This is a genomic window from Bacillus cereus (assembly GCF_002577405.1).
In the GTDB taxonomy this organism is placed as follows: domain Bacteria; phylum Bacillota; class Bacilli; order Bacillales; family Bacillaceae_G; genus Bacillus_A; species Bacillus_A cereus_AU.
Genome location: NZ_NULR01000011.1, coordinates 94,472 through 115,904 on the forward strand (window position 1 = coordinate 94,472; position 21,433 = coordinate 115,904).

The window sequence follows — 21,433 nt, forward strand, 5'->3', positions numbered from 1 at the left end:
AAGTTCTAGAAATTGTAGAAGAATCTCTACTTTCTAGAACTACGGTAGTCAAAGTTAATTAAGCATATGCAAAATTATAAATCGGTAGCGCACATTACATAGAGCGACCGAATACTTTAACCCGTAGTCCAGTTCTTTCATTGGGAACTAGGTAGAAACGCTCGGACCATATTACCGAGTATATACGAGTGATGTTATTTAAAATTATTATATTGGTAATATAACAAACTTTTTGTATATTCGCAATTAAAATATGAATGTTTTTCGAAAATATTTTAAAAATGTTCGTTTTTATCGCCATCAAACAACAAAAACCCTCATTTACAAATGTAAAATCACGTAAAAACTTAAAAACCCATATACTAAATCAACCTAAAACGTCCAATATTTTACAGACAATTACTCTTCCTTCTAACTCCATTTCAAATTTCTATATAACTATTAAAAAACTGAAACACAAAAACAGGCAATGGAGAAAATGCTGTCCATTGCCTGGGAATAAATGAAATATGTGATGTATGACTTACTTCTTAACTATTTAAATTTTATCTTTCGTATAGACGATGTAGCTAGGCTCATTATAAATCCACTCATCTGTACCAATTCTTAGCCAACCATTCTTTTCTTCGTATACTGTAGCTTTTTCACCTTTGCTTGCTGCCTCCGTTTGTCAAACTAGTCTTCGGCTAAATCTACATACATTTAATGTAAAAAAACACCAAAAACCTCATCAACCAAAGTTTGAAAGAAAAATGGTATCTTTTCAGATTAGTGGCGAAAAAGAACTGACGTTTCAGCAGGATAGTATCTTAATTAAACATTGGGTGATGTGCTATCCCTCATGGGGTTGTTTGCCAGGACTGTGCCAATATGTGTTACTATTTAGTTGTCCCATCAATAATTACTAAAATAAGGTAAAATGTGTAGGGATGGAGAGACTAGCGATAAGTTTAGTATCTGAAAAAACTAATTTTACTGGTCAGTGAAGGGGGATCTGTATTCGATATGTTAAAAGATGATATTATTTTGGATAAGCTGCAGCAATTTGTTTCTGGGGAATCTATTCAACGCCAAAGTATGAAGACTAGCCTTGCTGATTTTATACTGTCATCTGGTGAAACGTCGAAAGCTGCAAATTGGATAGTTAGCTATATCGAGAGCTTATGTCATGGCAAGCATGATAAGGGTGTTTACACTCAAATGAACAACCCTGAATTAATTGCTGATTTATTAGAAGTGGCTTATGAAAGTTTGAGTAAGGATGCTGATCTGCAACCATACGTTACGCAAATCGCACGATTATTGTATATTGACAAAAAGGAACGAGATACATTAGATTCTGAACGATATGTTCAATACCGGGCAGCTGTGATGTTGGATGAATTAATTTCCTTAAACGTTTCGTTGCCACCGGAAGTAGTAGAGCTGGTGTTATCGGATTATTATAGAAAGGATATACCGACACAAGAGTTCATTTGCAATATATGGCGGAGATTGGCTGAAAGAGGCATTAATATATCCAATCATATAAGTTCACTTGTCATCAATGTTGGTAACCACGAATCTTCTACTCTTACTAATAATAGTATACTAACTTTATGGGCATGCATTCGCAGGGGATTCTTTGATACACCTATCCCTGATAGTAATCTAACTTACCACGTATGGCTTTGGAATATGACTACAAGCTGTGTTGATAAACTGAAGAAAAGATACGAGGAACCTACCCGCTCAGTTGCAGTCGGCTGTCTTCTTGAAACTGCAAGGATATACCCGGAGGCTCAATCTTTGATTCTAGAGTGCATGGATAAATGGGGAATTGCAGAACCAAAGCGTCCACGTAGTGATTTTCAACGAGATTTAAAAGAGCTTTTTTCACGTTGCGAAAATCATCCAGGCACAACTTGCTTACCAGAGAATTATGTTATTACTAAAAGAGGAATCATGTTGAGATCTAAATCTAAATCGTAATTCAAATAACGTAAGGATCGTACGAATCAAGTTTGGTTATTTTGAAAAAGTAATTGATAATAAAATAATGATAAAAAGGTAGGAACATTTTGTACATATCAAATATGCTCCTACCTTTGATTTTATTGAGTTTAACATCTATAACCTAAATATAAAATTTTATAGAACTTCTTTCCCTATGTATATTTACTTCGTTACCTCACCAAACTGCGCTCTCGTCACTTTCGCCAAGTCTTCAACTTTCAGCTCAATTTGTATACCGATTTTCCCTCCACTTACAATGATCGTTTCAAGTGATTGAGCACTCTCATCAATACATGTAGAAAATAACTTCTTCATGCCGACTGGTGAACAACCGCCGCGAATGTATCCTGACACTTTCGTAATATCTTTTACAGCAATCATTTCAATTTTCTTTTCACTTACTGCTTTTGCCGCAGTTTTTAAATTCAATTCCTCATCTACTGGAATGATAAACACATGATAATTTTTACTATTCCCTTGAGCGATTAACGTTTTATATACTTCTCTCACTTCTCGTCCAATTTTCTCAGCTACTGATACGCCGTCAATTTTTCCATCGTCCGGATCATATGACATCATCGAATATTCAATTTTTTCTTTATCTAATATTCGCATCGCATTTGTTTTATCTTTTTTCATAGTGGTCTCCTTAAAAGGTTATTTCATATTATTAAGTTTTCTTTTATTATACACCCTTTTCCATTTCTCCTACATAACTTCACGTATATTTCAAAACTAAAAATATTGATAATTCAAAAATCATCTGATATAATTTGGAAAAACTTATGTTAAGGAGAGATTTGCAATGCGAAATTTTAATACTTCTTTCCAACTTCATCATCATACGTAACGCCGTGTATCCGGAGAAATTTTTTTCTTCGTGGGTACAGGGCTTTTCCTGTTGACCCACGAAGCGTTCATAAAGCTATGTGGGTATTTTTATACCTGCATAGCTTTTTTTAATTTAAAAAAGGAGTGATTATGATGGAAATGAAAAATGTAAAAGGAACGAAAGACTATTTACCAGAGGAACAAGTATTGCGAAATAAAATTAAAAGAGCGTGTGAAGATACGTTTGAACGTTATGGCTGTAAACCGTTAGAAACACCAACGTTAAATATGTATGAACTTATGTCTTACAAGTACGGTGGTGGTGATGAAATACTAAAAGAAATATATACGCTTAAGGATCAAGGAAAACGCGAACTTGCCTTACGATACGATTTAACGATTCCATTCGCAAAAGTTGTGGCAATGAATCCTAACATCCGCCTCCCTTTTAAACGGTATGAAATTGGGAAAGTATTTCGAGATGGTCCGATTAAACAAGGAAGATTTCGCGAGTTCATTCAATGCGACGTTGATATAGTTGGTGTAGAGTCTGTCATGGCGGAAGCGGAACTTATGAGCATGGCATTTGAACTGTTTCGAACGTTAAACTTAGAAGTAACCATTCAATATAATAACCGAAAATTATTAAACGGTATTCTCCAGTCTATGAACATCCCTGCCGAATTAACAAGTGACGTAATTTTATCATTAGACAAAATCGAAAAGATTGGGATTGATGGTGTACGGAAAGATGTATTGGAGCGAGGAATTACTGTAGAAATGGCCGATACGATATGTAATACCGTTTTATCTTGTATGAAGTTTAAGCTTACTGAATTTGAAGAAGCATTTAATAATCCACTCGTTACCGATGGAATAAACGAATTGCAACAATTACAGCAATATTTGATTGCCCTTGGAATAAACGAAAATACGATATTCAATCCGTTTTTAGCACGAGGACTCACAATGTATACAGGCACTGTGTATGAAATCTTTTTAAAAAATAGCTCAATTACATCTAGCATCGGTAGCGGTGGTCGATACGATAATATTATTGGAGCGTTCCGTGGTGATAATATGAACTATCCAACAGTTGGTATTTCATTCGGTTTGGATGTTATTTATACAGCACTATCACAAAAAGAAACTACATCATCTACAGCCGATTTATTTATCATCCCACTCGGGACAGAATTACAATGCTTGCAAATTGCCCAGCAATTACGAGCTACTACTTCATTAAAAGTCGAACTAGAACTGGCAGGACGTAAATTAAAACGGGCTCTTAATTACGCAAACAAAGAAAATATCCCGTATGTGCTTATTATTGGTGAGGAAGAACTTAGTACAGACACTGTTGTGCTGCGGAATATGAAAGAAGGTAGTGAGGTGAAGGTTCCGCTTTCTTCTTTGAAAGATGATACATTTGATAATTATTGTAATATGCCTAGCACGTTATGATTGTGAAATGTGCTCAAAATGTAACTCAGGTAAATTAAAAAAGGGCTGTCCGCGCATGACAGCCCCTTTTCCTAAACGAACAACACCTTCGTAAGTGAAATTATATTAACGATTTTTCGAATATATCTATCATTACTTACACTATATCAACGATAAGTAGATATTTTCATTTTATAGATAACCAAGCAATTAGTTTACATAAAATAATTATAATCAATTTAATCCTACAAAGCTTCCCATTACCTATTTTGATAATATACGGTTTTCCAGCCCCACTACCAATTCAAGAAAAATCCCTGTCCGTCTCTACTATACCAAATTCAACTATTTACTATTATTTTGTATATTTCTACTCTCCAAAACTTTCTCCATATTATGAGTTGCCCACTCCAACATTAATAGAATCATTGGACGAAGTGATTCACCAAGCTCAGTTAACGAATATTCTACTTTTGGAGGCACTTCACGGTACACTTCACGATGTATGATGCCATCTGCTTCAAGTTCTCTCAGCTGCAGTGTTAACATTCTTTGTGTGATATTAGGTTTTAATCTCTTTAATTCATTAAACCTCTTTTTACCATCTAATAAATGATACAAAATAACCCCTTTCCATTTCCCCCCAATCACCTCGACCATCGCTTCGACTGGACAAGAATATTTATTTAAAAATGGGTAATTTATATTATTTTCGTTTGCACAATCCATAAGAAATCCCTTCCCTTATCAATAGTATCTTTTTTGATACTATACCACATAAATGTGCGTACTTGTTTCTATGTTACTTTAAAAATATAATTTACTTACAAAAATAAAATAATGAAAAGAGGAACTTTTATGACAAATACAAAACAAATGACAAAAGAAAAAATTATGGAGGCTTTTCATTTCAGACATGCATGTAAAGAATTCGATCCTATGCAGAAAATTTCAGAAGAAGATTTTAAATTTATTTTAGAAACAGGAAGATTATCTCCTTCTTCTTTTGGATATGAGCCTTGGAAATTTATTGTCGTACAAAATAAAGAATTAAGAGAAAAACTAGAACCTTATTCATGGGGAGCTGGTGGACAACTTGCAACAGCAAGTCACTTTGTCATTGTTCTTTCAAGAAACATTAAAGATATGCATTATGATGCAAAATATATTAAATATATGATGAACGATATTATTGGATTACCTGAAGACACTCAAAAAATTAGATATGAATTCTTCAAAAAGTTCCAGGAATCAGATTTTAACTTGTTACAATCCGATCGTGCTGTATTTGATTGGGCATCTAAACAATCTTATATTGCTTTAGGTAATATGATGACGAGTGCAGCTCAAATTGGCATTGACTCTTGTCCAATAGAAGGATTTGATAAAGAGAAAGTAGATTCTTTACTTCACCAAGAAGGCATTATACAGGGCGATCATCTTGAAGTATCTGTTATGGTTGCCTTTGGTTACCGTAAAGAAGAGCCAAAGCGTAATAAAACAAGACAGACTATGGATACAATTGTTGAATGGATTTAGTAATATAGCACACAAAAAATAATGCTCCTTATAGCTGTATACTCATACTAAAGAAGAATCAGTTGTTTTTCTTACGTATGAATTTGGTTTTTCATGGAAAGATATGTTAGTATGTATACAGTTTGAGCGCTCAATTTTTTAGAGTCTAACAGGAGGAGAATGAATATGTCTGATATTGAAGTTGGCGAAGTGTTTACACTTAGTGATGAGAATAATGAGGATCAGGAAGTAGAAGTACTTGGAGCTATGGATGTCGAAGGCGCAGAATATATTGCAGTTGCCTTCGTAGAAGACATTCAAACAGAAACTGAGGAAGACATTGATATCTTCTTTTTAAAAGTAGAAGAAGATAATGAGTTTTCATACATTGAAAATGACGAAGAGTTTGACAAAGTATCTGCTGCTTTTGATAAGATTTTGGATGAGCAAGAGCAAGATTAATATGAGTTAAAAACACGAGGGGGATGCATATTCCCCTCGTGTTTATTCATCACTCACCGAAAGATTTATGCAGCAATTCCAGTACATCTTTCATCGCAAAAGGACCATCTTTTTTCACATGCTCCGCAAATTCAGAAACGAGGCGTAGTGTTCTCACACTTTCAATTGGATGTTCTCCTGATGCACTTTCAGCAGAAAGCATAACTGCATTCGTCCCGTCCAGTACAGCTTGAAATACATCAGTCACCTCAGCTCTTGTAGGAATAGAATGATCTACCATAGATTGAAGCATTTGTGTTGCTGTAATGACATATGTATTCGTTCGATTACACTCATGAATCATCATTTTTTGTAAGAGCGGAATAAATTGGAACGGTAACTCTACTCCTAAATCGCCCCTTGCAATCATAATTCCATCCGCCTCTTTACATATATCTTGAAAATTCTCGATTGCTTCCATCGTTTCTATTTTTGCAATTAAACTCGGGGAAGATTCTTTATGCTGCTTTATAAAATCCCGTATTTCCTTTATATGACTAGGTTTTCGCACAAAAGAACACGCAATAAAATCAACATTCTCTTTTAAAAGAAACTGAATATCTTTTTTATCTTTCTCTGTAATAGCTGGTAAGCTAACGATCGCCCCTGGTAAATTCACCCCTTTATGAGATGAGATAATACCACCTATTTTGACCTTTGTTTCTATTTTTTCCGTACTTACCTTTTCAACAATTAATTCAACTTCTCCATCATTAATTAAAATTCTACTTCCAACTTTCACATCATTCGCAATTCCAACATAATCGATACTTGCTTCTGTATTGCTCCCTGTAACTGGTTGTGTATGTAAAATAAAAGAATTGCCCGCCTGAAGTGTAATTTGTTCTCCGTTCATTTCACCTAATCTTATTTTAGGACCTTGTACATCACCTAAAAATTTAATAGAATCATCTAAAGATTTCACTAAACGAATGATGTCTTTATGACTTTCATGCGTGCCATGTGATAAATTTAGCCGAACAATTTTCATACCGTTCTTTATTAACTGCGCTAACGTTTCTTTATTATTGCTTGCTGGCCCAATTGTACAAATTCGATCGATTGTCATTTTTGTCACCATCCTTTTTAGATAGTTTTCCCATTAACTTTAAAATAAACTCTCAACCTAAAAGAAGCCTACTCACACGAGTAGGCTCTTTTCACACTACGATAACTTCGTCAATAAAAGATTTAAATCTTTTTTCGTTTTCGTCGTTAATGACTTCATTTTAGTAACATCTATTTTTTCTTTCTCCGCTCCTACAATTAACGGGTACATACTTTGGCCAATGGTTTTAAAGTCAGTTGGGTGCGATGCTTCTAAATCTTTCTCAATTACATCCCATTTCTCATTAATTTGTTTTCCAAGCTTATTCACTGTTTCCAATTTAGGATTAGCAGCTAGTTGCTTGTCTAAGCTATCAATTAAAGCAACAACTTCTTTTACATTTGTTTTCACAGCTACGCTTTTCTTCGGATCTTTCGTTGTTTTTCCGTTTGAGTTTGTACTTGTACTTTGATCTGTTGCTTTTCCACTAGTCGTTTGCTCATTCGTTTTACCTGTCGTTTCTTTTTCTTTTGTTTTCACATTCTCGTTTTGAGTTGATGTTTTGCCGTTACTTTCTGTTCCAGATGATTCTTTCGTATTTTTTGCATCTTTATCTGTTTTTTCATTTGAAGAAGTATTTGTTTCTTTTTCAGTATCTTTCGTTGTTTTTGACGCTTCATCTGTACTTGTCGTTTTTGCTTCACCTTCATTTTGCGCCGTTACTTGCTCCTTCTTTTCTGTCTCTTTATCTGCCGAAGGACTACAAGCTGCCATAGTAAGCATTGTACCAATTGTTATCGATGCGATAGCGACCTTTTTCATTTTCATATAAATCCCCCTATGTTTACTTAATTTATCCTCCCCTTTACGATTCGATTTCCCTTTAAAAAATCCCTTTTCACATAAATCACCATCTTTCCGACAGTAATCTTCATAATAATACGTACAAAAACTGATAAACTCATTTTAATATTCGAGTTTCTTCTACTTCATTTTTCTGCTCTGTTGTAAAAGAAAAAGAGTATATTGTCACATGAAGTATTACTATCTTCATATGACGATATACTCTCCTATCAAATTTTTATCTTTCTTGACATTTTATTTATACAAAAAAATAAAATTTTCTTTCATTTTTTGTTTCTCAACATTTGTTAACATAATATATTTATGAGTAACCACCATTTGAATGTATGACTTGCCCAGTAACCCACTTCGCTTCTTCACTTACTAAAAAAGCTATTAAACGTGCAGCATCCATGGATTCTCCAACTCTACCTTGCGGGGACTTCCACACTAAATGATGCTGTAACTCCTCTGTAATCCATCCTGTATTCGTCGGTCCTGGATCAACAGCATTCACTGTAATCCCTTTCTCCATCGCAACTGGTGCTACTGATTTTGTAAATGCTTCAATTGCTCCTTTCGTTGCTACATATGCCAGTTCATCTGGCATTGGTCCCAGTGACTGCCCAGAAGTAAGATTTATAACACTTCCACTTGTTTTGCGTGAAAAATGTTTAATAAATAATGAACTTAATAACATAGGAGCACGAACATTGACCGTATAATGTTTATCTAACTGTTCTACATCTAACTCTTCAATTTTCGTATGAGTAGAATATGCCGCATTATTAATAAGAATAGATGGCTCACCTAAGCGTTCTGATACCATATACAATACACGATTAGGTGAATAAGACTGTGATAAGTTGATTTCTGCCATTTCACATCGAACACCGTAACTTTCAATCTCCTTTTTCAACACAAAAGGTTCTTGATCATTCATTCCCCACGGCATCGCTTTATCATACTGAGGCCAATACGTGAAAAAAATGTCTATCCCCTTTTGAGCAAGCACCTTGCATACAGCCGCACCAATTCCATTCAGACGAGTTGCCCCTGTTACAATTGCTATTTTCTTCACCATTTCTCCTCCATCTATGGATAAATCCCCTGCACGAATACAGAGGATCTATCTTCTTATTGAATATTTGACAATATACGTTCTGCGCCTAATTTCAAAATTTTAATAAAGATATAATTTACAATCGTAAATAGTACAAATAAAACAATAAACATAACCCAAAGCCCTACATGAAGGACGAAGTATAATACACTTACACCTGCTACAATAACTAAAGCTATTAAAATGTTAGCTAAAAAATTCCACAAAGTTGTATATCGGCTTTTAAATAATTTCTGCTCTGTATCCCAATGAATATCTGCAGTTTGTGCATCCCAGCGTGTACCGATTAAATTGATTAACAATAAACCGTTCGCACTTAGTAAAAACCAAAGTATCATGAAGACTGGAGAAACTCCCGCTACAACTGCCATTGTAATACCGAATACTGCTAAAATGATTATATTAATTAACCAGGCAGTTATCGCTTTTGCAAAAAAGATATCCGAAGCTTTTACTGGTAAATAACGATTCACAAACCATGCGCTTCCATCTCGAGAGAATGACGTCGTTGCAATTACGTTATTTCCCATTAAAAATAACGATGCACAAAGTCCAGCACCAATTGCAAAACCCGCTTTCTCTGGATTGTTTACATATTCCGTAATAAACTTTAAATTTCCATCTTGCACGAATAAAATAAAGAACAACATAATCGGCATTACAAAAGTTTGCACAATGCAATTTAAGAAAAATTGCGGTGTACGGAATAACGTTTTAAATTCTTTTTTCACATATGCTTTTAAATGAGAACTTTGTACCGTTGATTTTTGTAAACCTTCTGCTGAAATGACCTCTTTTTTTGCTGTACTCGTTGAAAGTCCAATAACCCCTTTTAAATATGTACGCTCTGCAATGTAATAAAACAACACAAAAAATACAAATGAAATAATTGCAAAGATCATTACATATAAAGGACCCTTCCAATTTGCATTTTCTACTAATCCCATTGCACCAAAATATGTAGTCGGAAAATAATTTGTCATTTGTACGAAGAGGGAGGATTGATTATTTGCAAGATAATTCGCAACTGAATCTCCAGCTCCAGATACTGCACTTTTATTTCTCCACTGCATAAATACATTAATTCCTACAATAAATAGTATGCTTACGATTCCAATAAATATATTTCCTCGGTCTTTGTTTTTTGCTATATTCGTATACCTCATAATAAGTGTCATAATTAACGAAGCTAACACTAACGGAACGATCGGGAAGAATATGTAAATGACAACCATATAAATATAATATGTAATGAATGCACCGCTCTTTAAACCGTAAGTAATAAAGATAGGCCATAAAATAAACGAACTCATTACGTATTGTGTAATTAACACCGTAAAGAATTTTGCAGAAATAATTTGCGCGGGTTTTAACGGTAACGGTAGTAACATTTCAACATCATTACTATAGTAAAACACTGTTAAAATGTTCATAATACTCATCAAAAACACCCATATACTAGCAATAGCTAATCCCATTGCAATTATAATCGCTGGATTCTGTCCGAGATGTATCATTCCTTCATACATTCCGTGGGTCATCGAACCAAATATTAAAAAACCTACAAATAATATTGCTGCAAACGAAAATAAATACGCCCATCGCTTCTTCTTATCTGTTATAAAATCTGCATAATTTAATTTCAATAATACCTTTGTTAACGTCCATATTTTACTCATTTCCCGTCATCTCCAAGAACATTTTTTCAAGTGATTCATTGGATTTAAAATGATCTCTCATTTCATCTAAATTTCCTTTAAACTGAAGATTCCCCTTATTAATAATCGCAACGCGGTCACATATTTTTTCAGCTACTTCTAATACGTGCGTAGAGAAAAATACAATCTTTCCTTTATCTGCATGTTCTCTCATCATTTCTTTCAAAATATATGCAGACTTCGGATCAAGCCCCGTTAACGGTTCATCTAAAATCCATACGTCCGGCTCATGCACGAGCACACCAATAATAACAATCTTTTGTCTCATACCGTGTGAGTAACTTTGAATTTGATCAGATAACGCATTATAAAGATCAAACTTCTTCGCTAAAGACTCTATTCGCTCTTGTCTTACTTCTTTCGGTACTTCATACATATCTGCCATAAAGTTTAAATATTCAATTCCTTTTAATCGCAAAAACATATCTGGACTATCCGGAACATAACCAAACGTCTTTTTCGCTTCCATTGGATTTTTCATAATATCTTTGCCGTTGATCGTAATAGTCCCTTTATCCACTCCGTGAATACCAGTAATCATCTTAATTGTCGTTGATTTACCCGCACCATTCGGTCCTAAAAACCCAAAAATTTCTCCACTAGGTACCGATAAACTTAAATCTTTTACTGCATAAGTAGATCCATTATAACTTTTTGACACATTCGTAATTTCAATCATTACATCCAATCCTTTCCTTAATTACCAAATAACTATATTGATATTATAGCATACTTCTATTTTTAGATTTTTGTATTTTTCAGTTTATTTAACCTTTAAAATAAATGTAAACTCCTAATCCAACGATTAAAACGACAGCTAGTATAATATAAATCATCGTAAGACGTTTAATATTCCCTTTTGTCGCTTTACTATAATTCGCATCACCATTCCGCCCAATTAACACTGTCGCAATTACAGTAATCACTACAAGTAATACAACGATCATGATCCCAGTTAGCATTTCTTCCTCCCCCTCCTTACAACCATTTTACAATATTATCCTCTTTATTTCGCAGCATATTTCCTCTTTTTACTATTATTATGAAGAGAACTGGAAAACTATTATTACCATAAATTTCTATATGTGATATATTTATAACATAATGTGACTTATTTCTAATATTATAAGGAGGACCTATCATGAAAACGACTTGGATTAAATATTTAGGATTTCTTGGTTTCTTTGGGTTTCTCGGATTTTTTTATGAAAAAGGATTGTTTACTATGTTCTGTTTCTTCTCCTTTTTCACAACGTATAGAAAAGTTCATCATGATGAACTTTTTGAACAAATCGTCAATAAATCTTGCCGCAATGCGTTTATCGTTACGTTACTAACTACCGCTATCATTATGTTTATTGAAATGCTATTTCCAATTAGTACATTACAAGAAGTGGATATCGCGATTATTTTCAGCACACTCATTCTTACTTTCGGTTTCTCTATGTTCTTTTACGATAAACCTGTTGATGAAATGGAAGATGCGCCATGGCGTTCGTAACGAAAATAAAAGAATACCGTGCCAAATTGAACATGACACAAGAAGATTTAGCGAAACAAGTTGGTGTACGTCGTGAAACAATTAGCCACCTTGAAAAAGGAAAGTATAACCCTTCCTTACAACTTGCTCACGATATAGCGAGGGTACTACATAGTACGATTGATGAGATTTTTATTTTTGAGGATTAACAAAGGGCACCAAGTCACCAGAACGACATAAAAAATACCTGTATCCTTCCTATGAAGAATACAGGTATTTCTCATTTATCACCCATACAATACCGCATGAAATACGCCTAACAGTAAGTATTGATCCTCTATATAATCATCATCAAATACATTCATCTCAATATAATACATATCTTCCTCAAGACGAATATTCCAATCTGCGATTACATAGCCCTTTCGTAATAACTTTCCAAGCCCAATTGAAGTTTTTTGAACAACATATTCTTCTGTCTTATATGTAAAGGTAAATAAGAAATTTGCATCTAATAACTTTCCGTCACATACAAGTATTTCATGCTTTGCATCATGATTATCGATGTACGTTACTAAAATCTTTCTTTGGCGCTGCCTACTTACATCCTTTGCAATGACGCGAATATTGTCCTTACTATCCTTTATTTCATAAATGATATTACTACCAACTTTTGGAATGAAATCTAGTACTTTCATCAACGTATTTTTATAATAGCCCCGTACTACGCCTACTTGTTTGCTTTCATTGTAAACCTCAATAGGCGTCGTATCCGCTTTACTATCACACAATCGTTTGTAAGAGAGCTGCATCATTCGCTCTCCTCTTAAATACTGATCAAATGTCACAGGATATTCTATCGCGCGCAGTTCCTTATTTAGATCATATAAATAGCGTTGAACGCTCTCTACTAATGTTGTAGTAGAGATACTCTCCTGAATTTCAAATTGTTGCCAACTAGAATAAATCTTCCACTGATCGTCCTCTTCATAGAAGAATCTGAGAATGACTTCATCACGTTCAGGCGTTTCATAATTCATCTGTTCGTTCTGCCCGTGCTGCACTTGTTCCATCCACTGTCCTAAATAAATGCCAAGCTCTGCAACTTTCATGCGTGACTTCTGAAAAAATACTTTGTCACTCGCGCAAATCGTTACATCACCTTCAATAAAGCCTTTTGCATAAGCAGCATATCGTGGGTCATCCTTATCTGGAATACTTTTGTCTAACTCAAATAAAAACGTTAACATCCTTTACTCACCTCTAGTTGTTACACAGCTCATACCTAACATTGCATCACTCTGAGAAACTATGTATATATACACATTTAATTCATGTATTATAACACGTAAATGACCTTAGTATAGAAATACTATTTTTGCTTTACGAACTCCCTCATAATAGAATAACTATCCTTTTATTATTTTTCTCTTGACTTAGAGTTCACTCTAATCATTATAATCAACTCATAGTTCATTCACAGTAAAATCAATTGGATAAAATTCAGGAGGAATCGGAAAAGCTAAAATCAAAAGTGGCTGACATTATTGCAGACCTGGATATTGTCATTCTAACCTTTGATTTATCTATTACTACAATTGTACATTAAAGTACTATTCAAATAAAAACCAACGATTTCCTGTGCGTTAAGAAGTCAGTGATTCTTGTTATTTTTGCCCTATTTTACTTTCTCTTAATAGTCGTAAATCTTCTATAATTTATTTAGTACATATAAAGTGAAACTTTAATCAGTGGGGGTTTTGTCCATCCCCCACTGATTATTAGTTGACCCAATCGGGCTTTTAGGGGCAGTTGATCCCCCACCTAACTTCTTCGCTTTCGCTGAATTTTGAGGTGGGGGTCATACTGCCCGTTAATGCGGGATAAAAGAGACGGAACCTTAAAATCAGCAAATTAGAAAATAAAACAGGATGGGAGTCAATTATTATGGATCAATCAAATAAAGCATTTAGCCAAGCATTAGTAAAATCGTTAAGAGGAGAACGAGGACATCTTCCCATCAAAAATGCTTTGTCGGATATAGACATGGCGCTTGCGGGAAAACGCAGAGAGGAACTGCCTTATTCTATTTATCAATTAGTAAAACACATGACCTACTGGCAAGATTTTCTCTTATTATCCGCCCAGGGGAAGAAGCCTGCATTACCTGCCCATGTAAAAGAGAGCTGGCCTGAAGAAGAAGGGCCTGCCAGTGAGGAAGAGTGGCGACAGATTATTCAGTATTTTCTTCAAGGGATTGAACAGGCATGCACAATTGCCCAAACTGTTCAATTGGGCACAACATTGGAGGAATGGCCTGGTGAAACCACTGGTGGTGTTCTACGCAATATTGCATCTCACAACTCCTACCATTTAGGAGAAATTGTGCTGATTCGCAGATTATTTAGTGCGTGGCCACCGCCAACAGGCGGATATCCAGTCTAAACAAGGAAAAGGTTCCAACCCATGCCATTAACTTAAGATTTTGAACTACCTCCAAAACGAAATTTTTACCACTTTAAGTTATTTATGAGAATTAAATTCATTTTTTTCATTATTGGGGAACAAACATTTTTTTACTTGATGGAGATAGGGTAGAAAAATATACATTTCATCTCCTAAAAAAATAAAAAAAGATTGCTCATATCCTAAGAGGCAATCTTTTTTTATTTTTAAGCTGTTTGTAATGACAAATTACAAACAGCTTATTATTTAGTGTTATTTCTGTTTTCTTTCAGTAAAATTGTTTTGACTTGGTGCCATCTTTTTTGTTCCATATCTTAGTATATGAAATTATATCGACGAATCGTCAAATTTCAATACAATTAAAATGAGGCTACCTTTTCTTCCGCCACTTCAGCAATTTCTAAAATTTGCAGTAAACTCTCCACTTCATACGTCGGCTTAACACTCGTCGTGTTCTCTTTCAAACTCGGATTATACCAACACGTATCAATGCCGTAATCTTCTCCGCCCTTCATATCAGAAGTTAGCGAATCTCCAACCATTAGTACGCTTGATTTATCAGTAATACCAAACTTCTCAAATGCATAATCAAAAATCTCACGTGCCGGCTTTTGATGGCCGACTTCTTCAGAAATAATAATATGATCAAAGAAATCACATAAAGGCGAGTTTCCAATTCTAGATTGTTGCACCTTCGTATATCCATTCGTAATAATACCTAACTTGCAATCTTGAAGATTCTCACATAATCGCACTGCACCTTCTATAAGATGTACTTCTTTTCCTAAGTTTTCAAGATATGCATCACTAAATTGCTGCGCATCTACTTCTATATTATGAAGGGCAAATAATTGTCTAAATCGATCTACCGCTAATTCACTTAGCGTAACCACTTTATTTTCTAAATCTCTCCACAATCCATTACTAATCTTTTTATAACTTGCAAGATAATCATTATAGCCTGTAGGCATACCGAACTGTACAAACGCATTATGTAATGCGTTTCTTTCCGTTTCAGGGAAATCTAATAATGTGTCATCTACGTCGAATAATATAACTTTGTATTTCATTTTTCTCTCCTCAATTATTACGTTATTTACAACTTGTAGTTTCTCATTAATTGTCTCTTAAGTCGAACTTTTTGTTTTTACTGTACAGAAATTTTACACTTGCTTAAGACACACGAGTCATGTTATTCAAAAATAATTAATTGTGAAAATACTATAAATTTGAGATAATTTGGATAATGGATACTATAGAAAGGGGCGGGAAAATATAGTAAATTCATGGAAAAGACCAAAAATAAATATCCCAAAAACAAAAAGTGAATGGATTGGAGATATCATTGGATATTCGTTATTCTTTGGGTCAATCATTTTTTTGATCATCATTTGGGGAAAATTACCCGAGGAAGTACCTGCACATTATAACGCATATGGGGTTGTAGATCGCTGGGGATCAAAGTGGGAACTTCTGCAGCTACCAGGAGTAGGAGCATTCATACTCCTATTAATACAGACTTTAGAAAAGTTTCCAGAAGTTCATAACTATCCACAAAGACTTAATGAATCGAATGCTGAGCAGTTTTATTTAAATAGTAGAAAAATGCTTAATCAATTAAAAAATGTCTGTTTACTTATCTTTGTTTTTATCCAATTTGAAACAATTTCAATAGCTTTAGAGTGGAGCGGCGGTTTTGGAAAATTATTTTTACCGATATTATTAATCGGGACAGCTATTCCAATTGTCATAGGAATAATAAGGCAAAGAAAAATTTCATAATATGGACAACGCAATTCGGTTATCAATTACTTTATGGAACAAAATTATAGCAACAATAGTAAAAGGAGGCTAATCCAATCAGCCTCCCTCTCCATTATTTATCCTCTAACAATAACACTTTCATTTCCTCTAACGACTCTTTCGTAAAGCCAAGAGCCTTTTCAGCATACTCTTCAACTGATCCGTATTGCTTTTGGATTTCATCAATCGCAGCTTGTAAATATTCGGCGCGTGCTTCAAACATTGCACCTAATATTGCTCTACTTTCATCGTTTTGTAATTTTGCACCTAAAAAGGCCATCATTTTTTCGTTTAATTTTTCACGGAAGCCGTTACTTAGTAAGTAGTCTTCCATTACTGTTTTTTCCGGTACACCTAGTAACAGTAATAATAACGCTGAGCCAAATCCAGTACGATCTTTTCCAGCTGTACAGTGGTTTACTAACGGTAAGTTTTCCGGATTTTGCGCGAGTTTTAAAAAGCTAACGAAAGCCTCGTTGCCATCGACGAAATCTTGATTCATGTTCACAAGATATTCGCCTGGTTTCCCTAACATAGATAAGTCACCCACTTGGAAAAACTCATTTATATTTAAGTCTTTCGCCAACTCTTGCATAACTGGTAAGCACACTTGACGAGCGCCTGTAATACTTGGGTTTGGCTTATGCTTTACCTCAAAGTCTGTGCGATAGTCACAAATTAACTTTAAACCAGATTTTTGTAAATAGTCGATATCCGACTCTGTTAGTCCTGCTAGTTCTTCAGAGCGGTACAACTTGCCCCATTTTACTTTACGGCCATCTGTCGTTTCATATCCGCCCATATCACGGAAGTTAAACGCACCTTGTAATGGCAATCTACGCTCAGCTACTGTTACTGCTTGTCCATTACTTCCTACTAGTCTAAAATATGGACGCTCATTTTCACTCGGGGTTTCAATTGTATATGATGATTCCCCATTTACTGTTGCAAGTAATTCCCCATCCTCTTCAATATGATCTGGTGAAGTACTCCAATAAATGCGAACTTCTTCTATATTATTTTTCCACTTTATATGTAACGTATCATCTGCATTTCGTTCTACAGTTGCTTGTAGCCAAAGTCTTTGCTGCTCCATTCTTTCACCAACGCTTTCCTCGTATAGTATAGTTTAATCCTTCTTTATTGTATTATAGAACAGCATACTTTGTCGTTTCGATTCTTCTATTTATCTTACAAACATGTGAAAAGTTCTTTTACTTGTTCAAAATTTGTACACGGATTCCCTCGAAATACATATGCGATTTGTTCATTACCTAAATCCTCATACACAACTGTTCCGCGCTCTTTATGCGAATAAAACTCTATCCCGTTTATAATCTGTTTCACGCCATAATTCATTGTCCATGATGACACAGGATAATACGCTTTGTTTTTATGCCGACAAACCCAAAGCGCATATAGTTTATTATCTTCGTCCCAATATACATACTGCATTTCATCATTTCCGAATCCGACCGATTCAAGTTCCCAGCTTAACTTTTCATGAAGTGGTAATTTCGAATATGATACGTCATCTGGAGAATTCCACTCTCTGCATCTTCCTATCTCACCACTTCCACCTTTTTTCGCTTGAAAGCTTAATAAGTGAAATGGTGTATGTAGTATCGTTTTCACAAACTCCATATTTACCGGTTGTAACCCAAATAGAAATCTTTCCATTTCATCTTGGTTTACATATCCATGATCAATAGAAATTTCAATTTGTGTTTTCCATCTAGATGTAACATAACTTTCTTTTCCCTTATAATTTACACCTTTCCAATACACAAGCCTTTTATATTGAAAACAATCTCCTTTTGCTTGAGAAATACAGCTATCCGGAAATACTGGTTCCATAATATCGAGAAAAAACTCTTTTACCCGAAACATACTAGTTGGCGTAACAACTTGAAACCAAAAAGTTTCCCACTTTTCACCTTCATAACGTTCTGAAACTTTTTCAACTTTCCAGCCTTCTAACAATACATCTGGATACAATAAAACGAATGAATGCATTGATTGCTTTAACATATATAGTCCCCTCCCGCTATACGAGTTCGAGAGTATACATCATTCATCCTCCTAAAACTTTCTCACATATCTCTCAGTTGAACTCAGCAGCTGACATCCGTTCTTTTCAAAAACATCCTTCATCCACTCATTTTGCACATTTGCTTCACCAATATAATAAGATGCGCCTATTTCTTTTAAAACGAACATCGCCCCTGTAAAGAATGCTGCTTCGTACCCTTTATTTCGCATATTTGGAGTGATTGCGAAATACATAAGTTTCCCTTCTTCTAACGTACCTCTCTCAATATGCGGGATTACAATTCCTATTGACTCTTCACCCACAACTACTGTTAAACAATGTTCTTTCCATTGCCCGTCAATTTCTTGTTCCATCATATTTACAAATTGATCAAAAGCGACTTGTTCTCCCGTCACTTCCTTCCAAAGGGAATAAAAAGCGTCTTCTCCTACCTCTTCAATTAGTTTAAAATCAATTTCACTTTCTACATCCTTTACTTCGTATATATCCTTAAATACAATAATGTTTTCAATAAGATATTCAATTGAATACGTTTCGAAACATTTCTTATACACATCATAATTTGGGCTTTTTGAAGAAATCTCAATATGTATTTCTATTCCATCTTTCTCCGCCTCAGCAACGCAATACTGCAGCATCTCTTCCAATTGCTCTTCTGTAAAAACCTCTGCATTATTCTCTTTTATCATTATAGAAGAAGCGCTTCTTCTTATTTTAAAATGTTTTTCTAACAGTTCTATAGTCGTCATATTCTTCCCTCATCTATGTCATACTCGAATTTCTACTCGTTCTCCTTGCATGAGCAGGATTGTCCCTGAATATATAGAATACTAGAAAAGATCGCATCTTTAAAGTGCGGAGGAGGTTCTCCATTGGATATTACAGCACTGCAACAACAGTTAGAGCTCATACAACAAAATGACTATACGCAACTGCAACATATAGATATAAATGAGTTAACTTTAAACATGCTTCAATATATCGGAACGACTGACAGTTATGTTCGTTACCAACTTATATATAAATGTTTTGCTCATTTTATTCATCATGAATTCCTTATGGACGATCAGCTGAAATTGCTTTTACATACTTGTTTAAGTGATGAGTATTTATATTGTGACATTCACTCCCCACAAACAGATGGGGTTTTCACACGTTCTTACACTGTTTCGTTAATTGCATTAATACTCCAATTCGCTAACTCGCACTACTTTTTTACAGAGGAGGATATCGAGGAAATAAAAAACAAACTCATTACATATACAAACTTGGAAATGGATTTTCGAGGCTATATTGAAAATAAAGGATGGGCTCATTGCCTTGCCCACGTATCTGATGCCTTCACCGAAATTGTTCACAATTCCTATACGACCTTTCAGTGGTATGAAGAATTAATTCATTGTTTATTAAATAAAATTTTCATTCCGTCTGATCTTTTTCATAATAACGAAGATGAACGTATCGTTACTCCATTACTAGCAATGCTGTATCATGACTTCCCGCAAGATGCGTTAATTTCTATTATTTATAAAAAAATAAAAAGGCTTCCTCAAATTAGAAAACGGCTTTCGCTTAATGAGTATTGTATTTTATGTGCGAACATTAAAATCTTTTTACGCACATTATTTTTTAGAACAAAAGATGATCATAACTTAGCCTTCACAGCACGTAAAACAGAAAAAATGTTAAGAGAACTTCCTAATTATTATTAAATGTAAGGAGAAATATTATGGGTTATATTGAAGATATGAGAAATTTAGTAGGAAATCATCCTCTTATTTTGATAGGCTCACACGCCATTATATTAAATGAAAACGATGAAGTATTATTGCAGCTTCGTACAGATTTTAACCGCTGGGGTATTATTGGCGGCGCCTTGGAATATAACGAAACACTAGAAGACGCTTTAAAACGAGAAGTATTTGAAGAAACTGGGCTTATCATTGAAAATCCAGAACTATTCCGTACATACTCTGGACCAGATTATTTTCAAATCTATCCAAACGGCGATCAAGTACACGGTGTACTCGTTGTTTATATTTGCCGCGAATTTCATGGTGAACTTATATGTGATCAAACGGAGTCAAAAGAATTACGCTTTTTCCCGCTTGATGAATTGCCTAGTACTCTTCATCCAGTTATTAAGCGTATTATTAAGGAGTTTCAGCACTCCAATTAACAAACGTTACATAATTTTATATAGAAATAAAACAACCTCATTTCCCGTCATGATAACGCGAAATGAGGTTGTTACCGTTCACCGTAAATCCCTATTTCCCCCAAAATGATATTACCGTTCTCTTTCTACAACTTTATATCCCCTTACAAAAAGTATAGTTATATAAGAAACAATAAATGCAAAAATAGTATACATGCCAACCCAAAAGAAAAATGATGGATCATACAATGTAACATTTAACATAAGAAAAATAAAAAATGTGACCATTGGCATCACGTAAAGTGTACCTATTCTATATGTCACAGCAATTGAAAAAATACAAATAAGCAATGGATATATACAGAAAATCAAAATTGACTCACTCACTGTTATGTCCCCCTTTCTAAAGAAATAATAGATTTCTCGCAAACATTTGGGGGAACAACAAGGTTT

Annotated in this window: 24 protein-coding genes, 1 pseudogene and 1 riboswitch; of the genes and pseudogenes, 10 read left to right on the top strand and 15 right to left on the bottom strand. The window is 34.5% G+C overall.

Annotated elements, in window-relative coordinates; genetic code table 11:
* Positions 1 to 104 precede the first annotated feature (104 nt).
* Positions 105 to 208, bottom strand: a riboswitch (purine riboswitch).
* Between the two features lie 330 nt (positions 209 to 538).
* Positions 539 to 658: pseudogene (locus COC96_RS28065) on the bottom strand (S-layer homology domain-containing protein); the annotation flags it as partial.
* A 347-nt stretch (positions 659 to 1,005) separates the two neighbouring features.
* Here COC96_RS28065 and COC96_RS14830 point away from each other — a divergent pair.
* Positions 1,006 to 1,971, top strand: coding sequence for a hypothetical protein (locus COC96_RS14830; protein WP_098768991.1), 966 nt, complete (start codon positions 1,006 to 1,008; stop codon positions 1,969 to 1,971).
* 186 nt (positions 1,972 to 2,157) lie between these two features.
* On the opposite strand, the gene ybaK is transcribed toward COC96_RS14830, so the two are convergent.
* Positions 2,158 to 2,634: a Cys-tRNA(Pro) deacylase gene (gene ybaK / locus COC96_RS14835; protein WP_098768992.1), complete on the bottom strand. Its 477-nt coding sequence runs from the start codon at positions 2,632 to 2,634 to the stop codon at positions 2,158 to 2,160.
* A 342-nt stretch (positions 2,635 to 2,976) separates the two neighbouring features.
* On the opposite strand from ybaK, the gene COC96_RS14840 reads away from it, so the two are divergent.
* Complete coding sequence (locus COC96_RS14840; RefSeq protein WP_098768993.1) at positions 2,977 to 4,290, top strand: histidine--tRNA ligase; 1,314 nt, start codon at positions 2,977 to 2,979, stop codon at positions 4,288 to 4,290.
* Positions 4,291 to 4,614: 324 nt separating this feature from the next.
* Here COC96_RS14840 and COC96_RS14845 read toward each other — a convergent pair whose 3' ends face one another.
* On the bottom strand, positions 4,615 to 4,998 hold the full coding sequence (locus tag COC96_RS14845; protein WP_098267527.1) for a winged helix-turn-helix transcriptional regulator: 384 nt from the start codon (positions 4,996 to 4,998) through the stop codon (positions 4,615 to 4,617).
* A 129-nt stretch (positions 4,999 to 5,127) separates the two neighbouring features.
* On the opposite strand from COC96_RS14845, the gene COC96_RS14850 reads away from it, so the two are divergent.
* On the top strand, positions 5,128 to 5,808 hold the full coding sequence (locus COC96_RS14850) for an NAD(P)H-dependent oxidoreductase (RefSeq protein WP_098768994.1): 681 nt from the start codon (positions 5,128 to 5,130) through the stop codon (positions 5,806 to 5,808).
* 159 nt (positions 5,809 to 5,967) lie between these two features.
* On the top strand, positions 5,968 to 6,249 hold the full coding sequence (locus tag COC96_RS14855; protein WP_098267525.1) for a DUF1292 domain-containing protein: 282 nt from the start codon (positions 5,968 to 5,970) through the stop codon (positions 6,247 to 6,249).
* 49 nt (positions 6,250 to 6,298) lie between these two features.
* On the opposite strand, the gene COC96_RS14860 is transcribed toward COC96_RS14855, so the two are convergent.
* From COC96_RS14860 to COC96_RS14890, 6 genes are all read right to left on the bottom strand, one after another.
* Positions 6,299 to 7,369 carry a pyruvate kinase gene (locus COC96_RS14860; protein ID WP_098768995.1) on the bottom strand — a complete coding sequence of 357 codons (1,071 nt, stop codon included), beginning with the start codon at positions 7,367 to 7,369 and terminating at the stop codon, positions 6,299 to 6,301.
* A gap of 84 nt (positions 7,370 to 7,453) precedes the next feature.
* Complete coding sequence (locus tag COC96_RS14865) at positions 7,454 to 8,164, bottom strand: hypothetical protein (protein WP_098768996.1); 711 nt, start codon at positions 8,162 to 8,164, stop codon at positions 7,454 to 7,456.
* 337 nt (positions 8,165 to 8,501) lie between these two features.
* On the bottom strand, positions 8,502 to 9,260 hold the full coding sequence (locus COC96_RS14875; protein WP_098769026.1) for an SDR family oxidoreductase: 759 nt from the start codon (positions 9,258 to 9,260) through the stop codon (positions 8,502 to 8,504).
* 56 nt (positions 9,261 to 9,316) lie between these two features.
* On the bottom strand, positions 9,317 to 10,981 hold the full coding sequence (locus COC96_RS14880; protein ID WP_098267520.1) for a putative ABC transporter permease subunit: 1,665 nt from the start codon (positions 10,979 to 10,981) through the stop codon (positions 9,317 to 9,319).
* Entirely contained in the window at positions 10,974 to 11,699 is a 726-nt protein-coding gene (locus COC96_RS14885) for an ABC transporter ATP-binding protein (RefSeq protein ID WP_000570199.1), read from the bottom strand. Before COC96_RS14885 ends, COC96_RS14880 begins: the two co-directional genes overlap by 8 nt.
* Before the next feature lie 88 nt (positions 11,700 to 11,787).
* Positions 11,788 to 11,982: a hypothetical protein gene (locus tag COC96_RS14890; protein ID WP_088229727.1), complete on the bottom strand. Its 195-nt coding sequence runs from the start codon at positions 11,980 to 11,982 to the stop codon at positions 11,788 to 11,790.
* 179 nt (positions 11,983 to 12,161) lie between these two features.
* Between COC96_RS14890 and COC96_RS14895 the strand changes: the two genes are divergently transcribed.
* Entirely contained in the window at positions 12,162 to 12,521 is a 360-nt protein-coding gene (locus COC96_RS14895) for a DUF3796 domain-containing protein (RefSeq protein ID WP_098267519.1), read from the top strand.
* A complete protein-coding gene (locus COC96_RS14900) occupies positions 12,509 to 12,709 on the top strand; it encodes a helix-turn-helix transcriptional regulator (protein ID WP_097903336.1) in 201 nt (66 codons plus the stop codon). The genes COC96_RS14895 and COC96_RS14900 overlap by 13 nt, the downstream gene beginning before the upstream one ends.
* A 78-nt stretch (positions 12,710 to 12,787) precedes the next feature.
* Here COC96_RS14900 and COC96_RS14905 read toward each other — a convergent pair whose 3' ends face one another.
* Positions 12,788 to 13,750, bottom strand: a complete 963-nt coding sequence (locus tag COC96_RS14905) for a tubby C-terminal domain-like protein (RefSeq protein WP_098267518.1) — start codon at positions 13,748 to 13,750, stop codon at positions 12,788 to 12,790.
* 697 nt (positions 13,751 to 14,447) lie between these two features.
* Between COC96_RS14905 and COC96_RS14910 the strand changes: the two genes are divergently transcribed.
* The gene (locus COC96_RS14910) at positions 14,448 to 14,945 is read left to right on the top strand and encodes a DinB family protein (RefSeq protein ID WP_098267517.1); all 498 of its coding nucleotides are present in this window, start codon (positions 14,448 to 14,450) and stop codon (positions 14,943 to 14,945) included.
* Between the two features lie 380 nt (positions 14,946 to 15,325).
* On the opposite strand, the gene COC96_RS14915 is transcribed toward COC96_RS14910, so the two are convergent.
* On the bottom strand, positions 15,326 to 16,036 hold the full coding sequence (locus tag COC96_RS14915) for a YjjG family noncanonical pyrimidine nucleotidase (RefSeq protein WP_098267516.1): 711 nt from the start codon (positions 16,034 to 16,036) through the stop codon (positions 15,326 to 15,328).
* A gap of 262 nt (positions 16,037 to 16,298) precedes the next feature.
* Here COC96_RS14915 and COC96_RS14920 point away from each other — a divergent pair, with 262 nt between their 5' ends.
* Positions 16,299 to 16,748, top strand: a complete 450-nt coding sequence (locus COC96_RS14920; RefSeq protein ID WP_141536062.1) for a DUF1648 domain-containing protein — start codon at positions 16,299 to 16,301, stop codon at positions 16,746 to 16,748.
* 94 nt (positions 16,749 to 16,842) lie between these two features.
* Here COC96_RS14920 and COC96_RS14925 read toward each other — a convergent pair whose 3' ends face one another.
* From COC96_RS14925 to COC96_RS14935, 3 genes are all read right to left on the bottom strand, one after another.
* The gene (locus COC96_RS14925) at positions 16,843 to 17,865 is read right to left on the bottom strand and encodes a tyrosine-protein phosphatase (protein ID WP_098267515.1); all 1,023 of its coding nucleotides are present in this window, start codon (positions 17,863 to 17,865) and stop codon (positions 16,843 to 16,845) included.
* Between the two features lie 95 nt (positions 17,866 to 17,960).
* Positions 17,961 to 18,800: a hypothetical protein gene (locus COC96_RS14930; protein ID WP_098267514.1), complete on the bottom strand. Its 840-nt coding sequence runs from the start codon at positions 18,798 to 18,800 to the stop codon at positions 17,961 to 17,963.
* A 51-nt stretch (positions 18,801 to 18,851) separates the two neighbouring features.
* Positions 18,852 to 19,571: an N-acetyltransferase gene (locus tag COC96_RS14935; RefSeq protein WP_098267513.1), complete on the bottom strand. Its 720-nt coding sequence runs from the start codon at positions 19,569 to 19,571 to the stop codon at positions 18,852 to 18,854.
* 123 nt (positions 19,572 to 19,694) lie between these two features.
* Here COC96_RS14935 and COC96_RS14940 point away from each other — a divergent pair, with 123 nt between their 5' ends.
* Positions 19,695 to 20,534: a DUF2785 domain-containing protein gene (locus COC96_RS14940; RefSeq protein WP_098267512.1), complete on the top strand. Its 840-nt coding sequence runs from the start codon at positions 19,695 to 19,697 to the stop codon at positions 20,532 to 20,534.
* A 17-nt stretch (positions 20,535 to 20,551) separates the two neighbouring features.
* The gene (locus COC96_RS14945) at positions 20,552 to 21,001 is read left to right on the top strand and encodes an NUDIX hydrolase (RefSeq protein WP_098253155.1); all 450 of its coding nucleotides are present in this window, start codon (positions 20,552 to 20,554) and stop codon (positions 20,999 to 21,001) included.
* A gap of 111 nt (positions 21,002 to 21,112) precedes the next feature.
* Here the strand turns inward: COC96_RS14945 and COC96_RS14950 are convergent, their stop codons facing one another.
* Complete coding sequence (locus COC96_RS14950) at positions 21,113 to 21,367, bottom strand: YbeF family protein (RefSeq protein ID WP_098253156.1); 255 nt, start codon at positions 21,365 to 21,367, stop codon at positions 21,113 to 21,115.
* Positions 21,368 to 21,433: the final 66 nt, after the last annotated feature.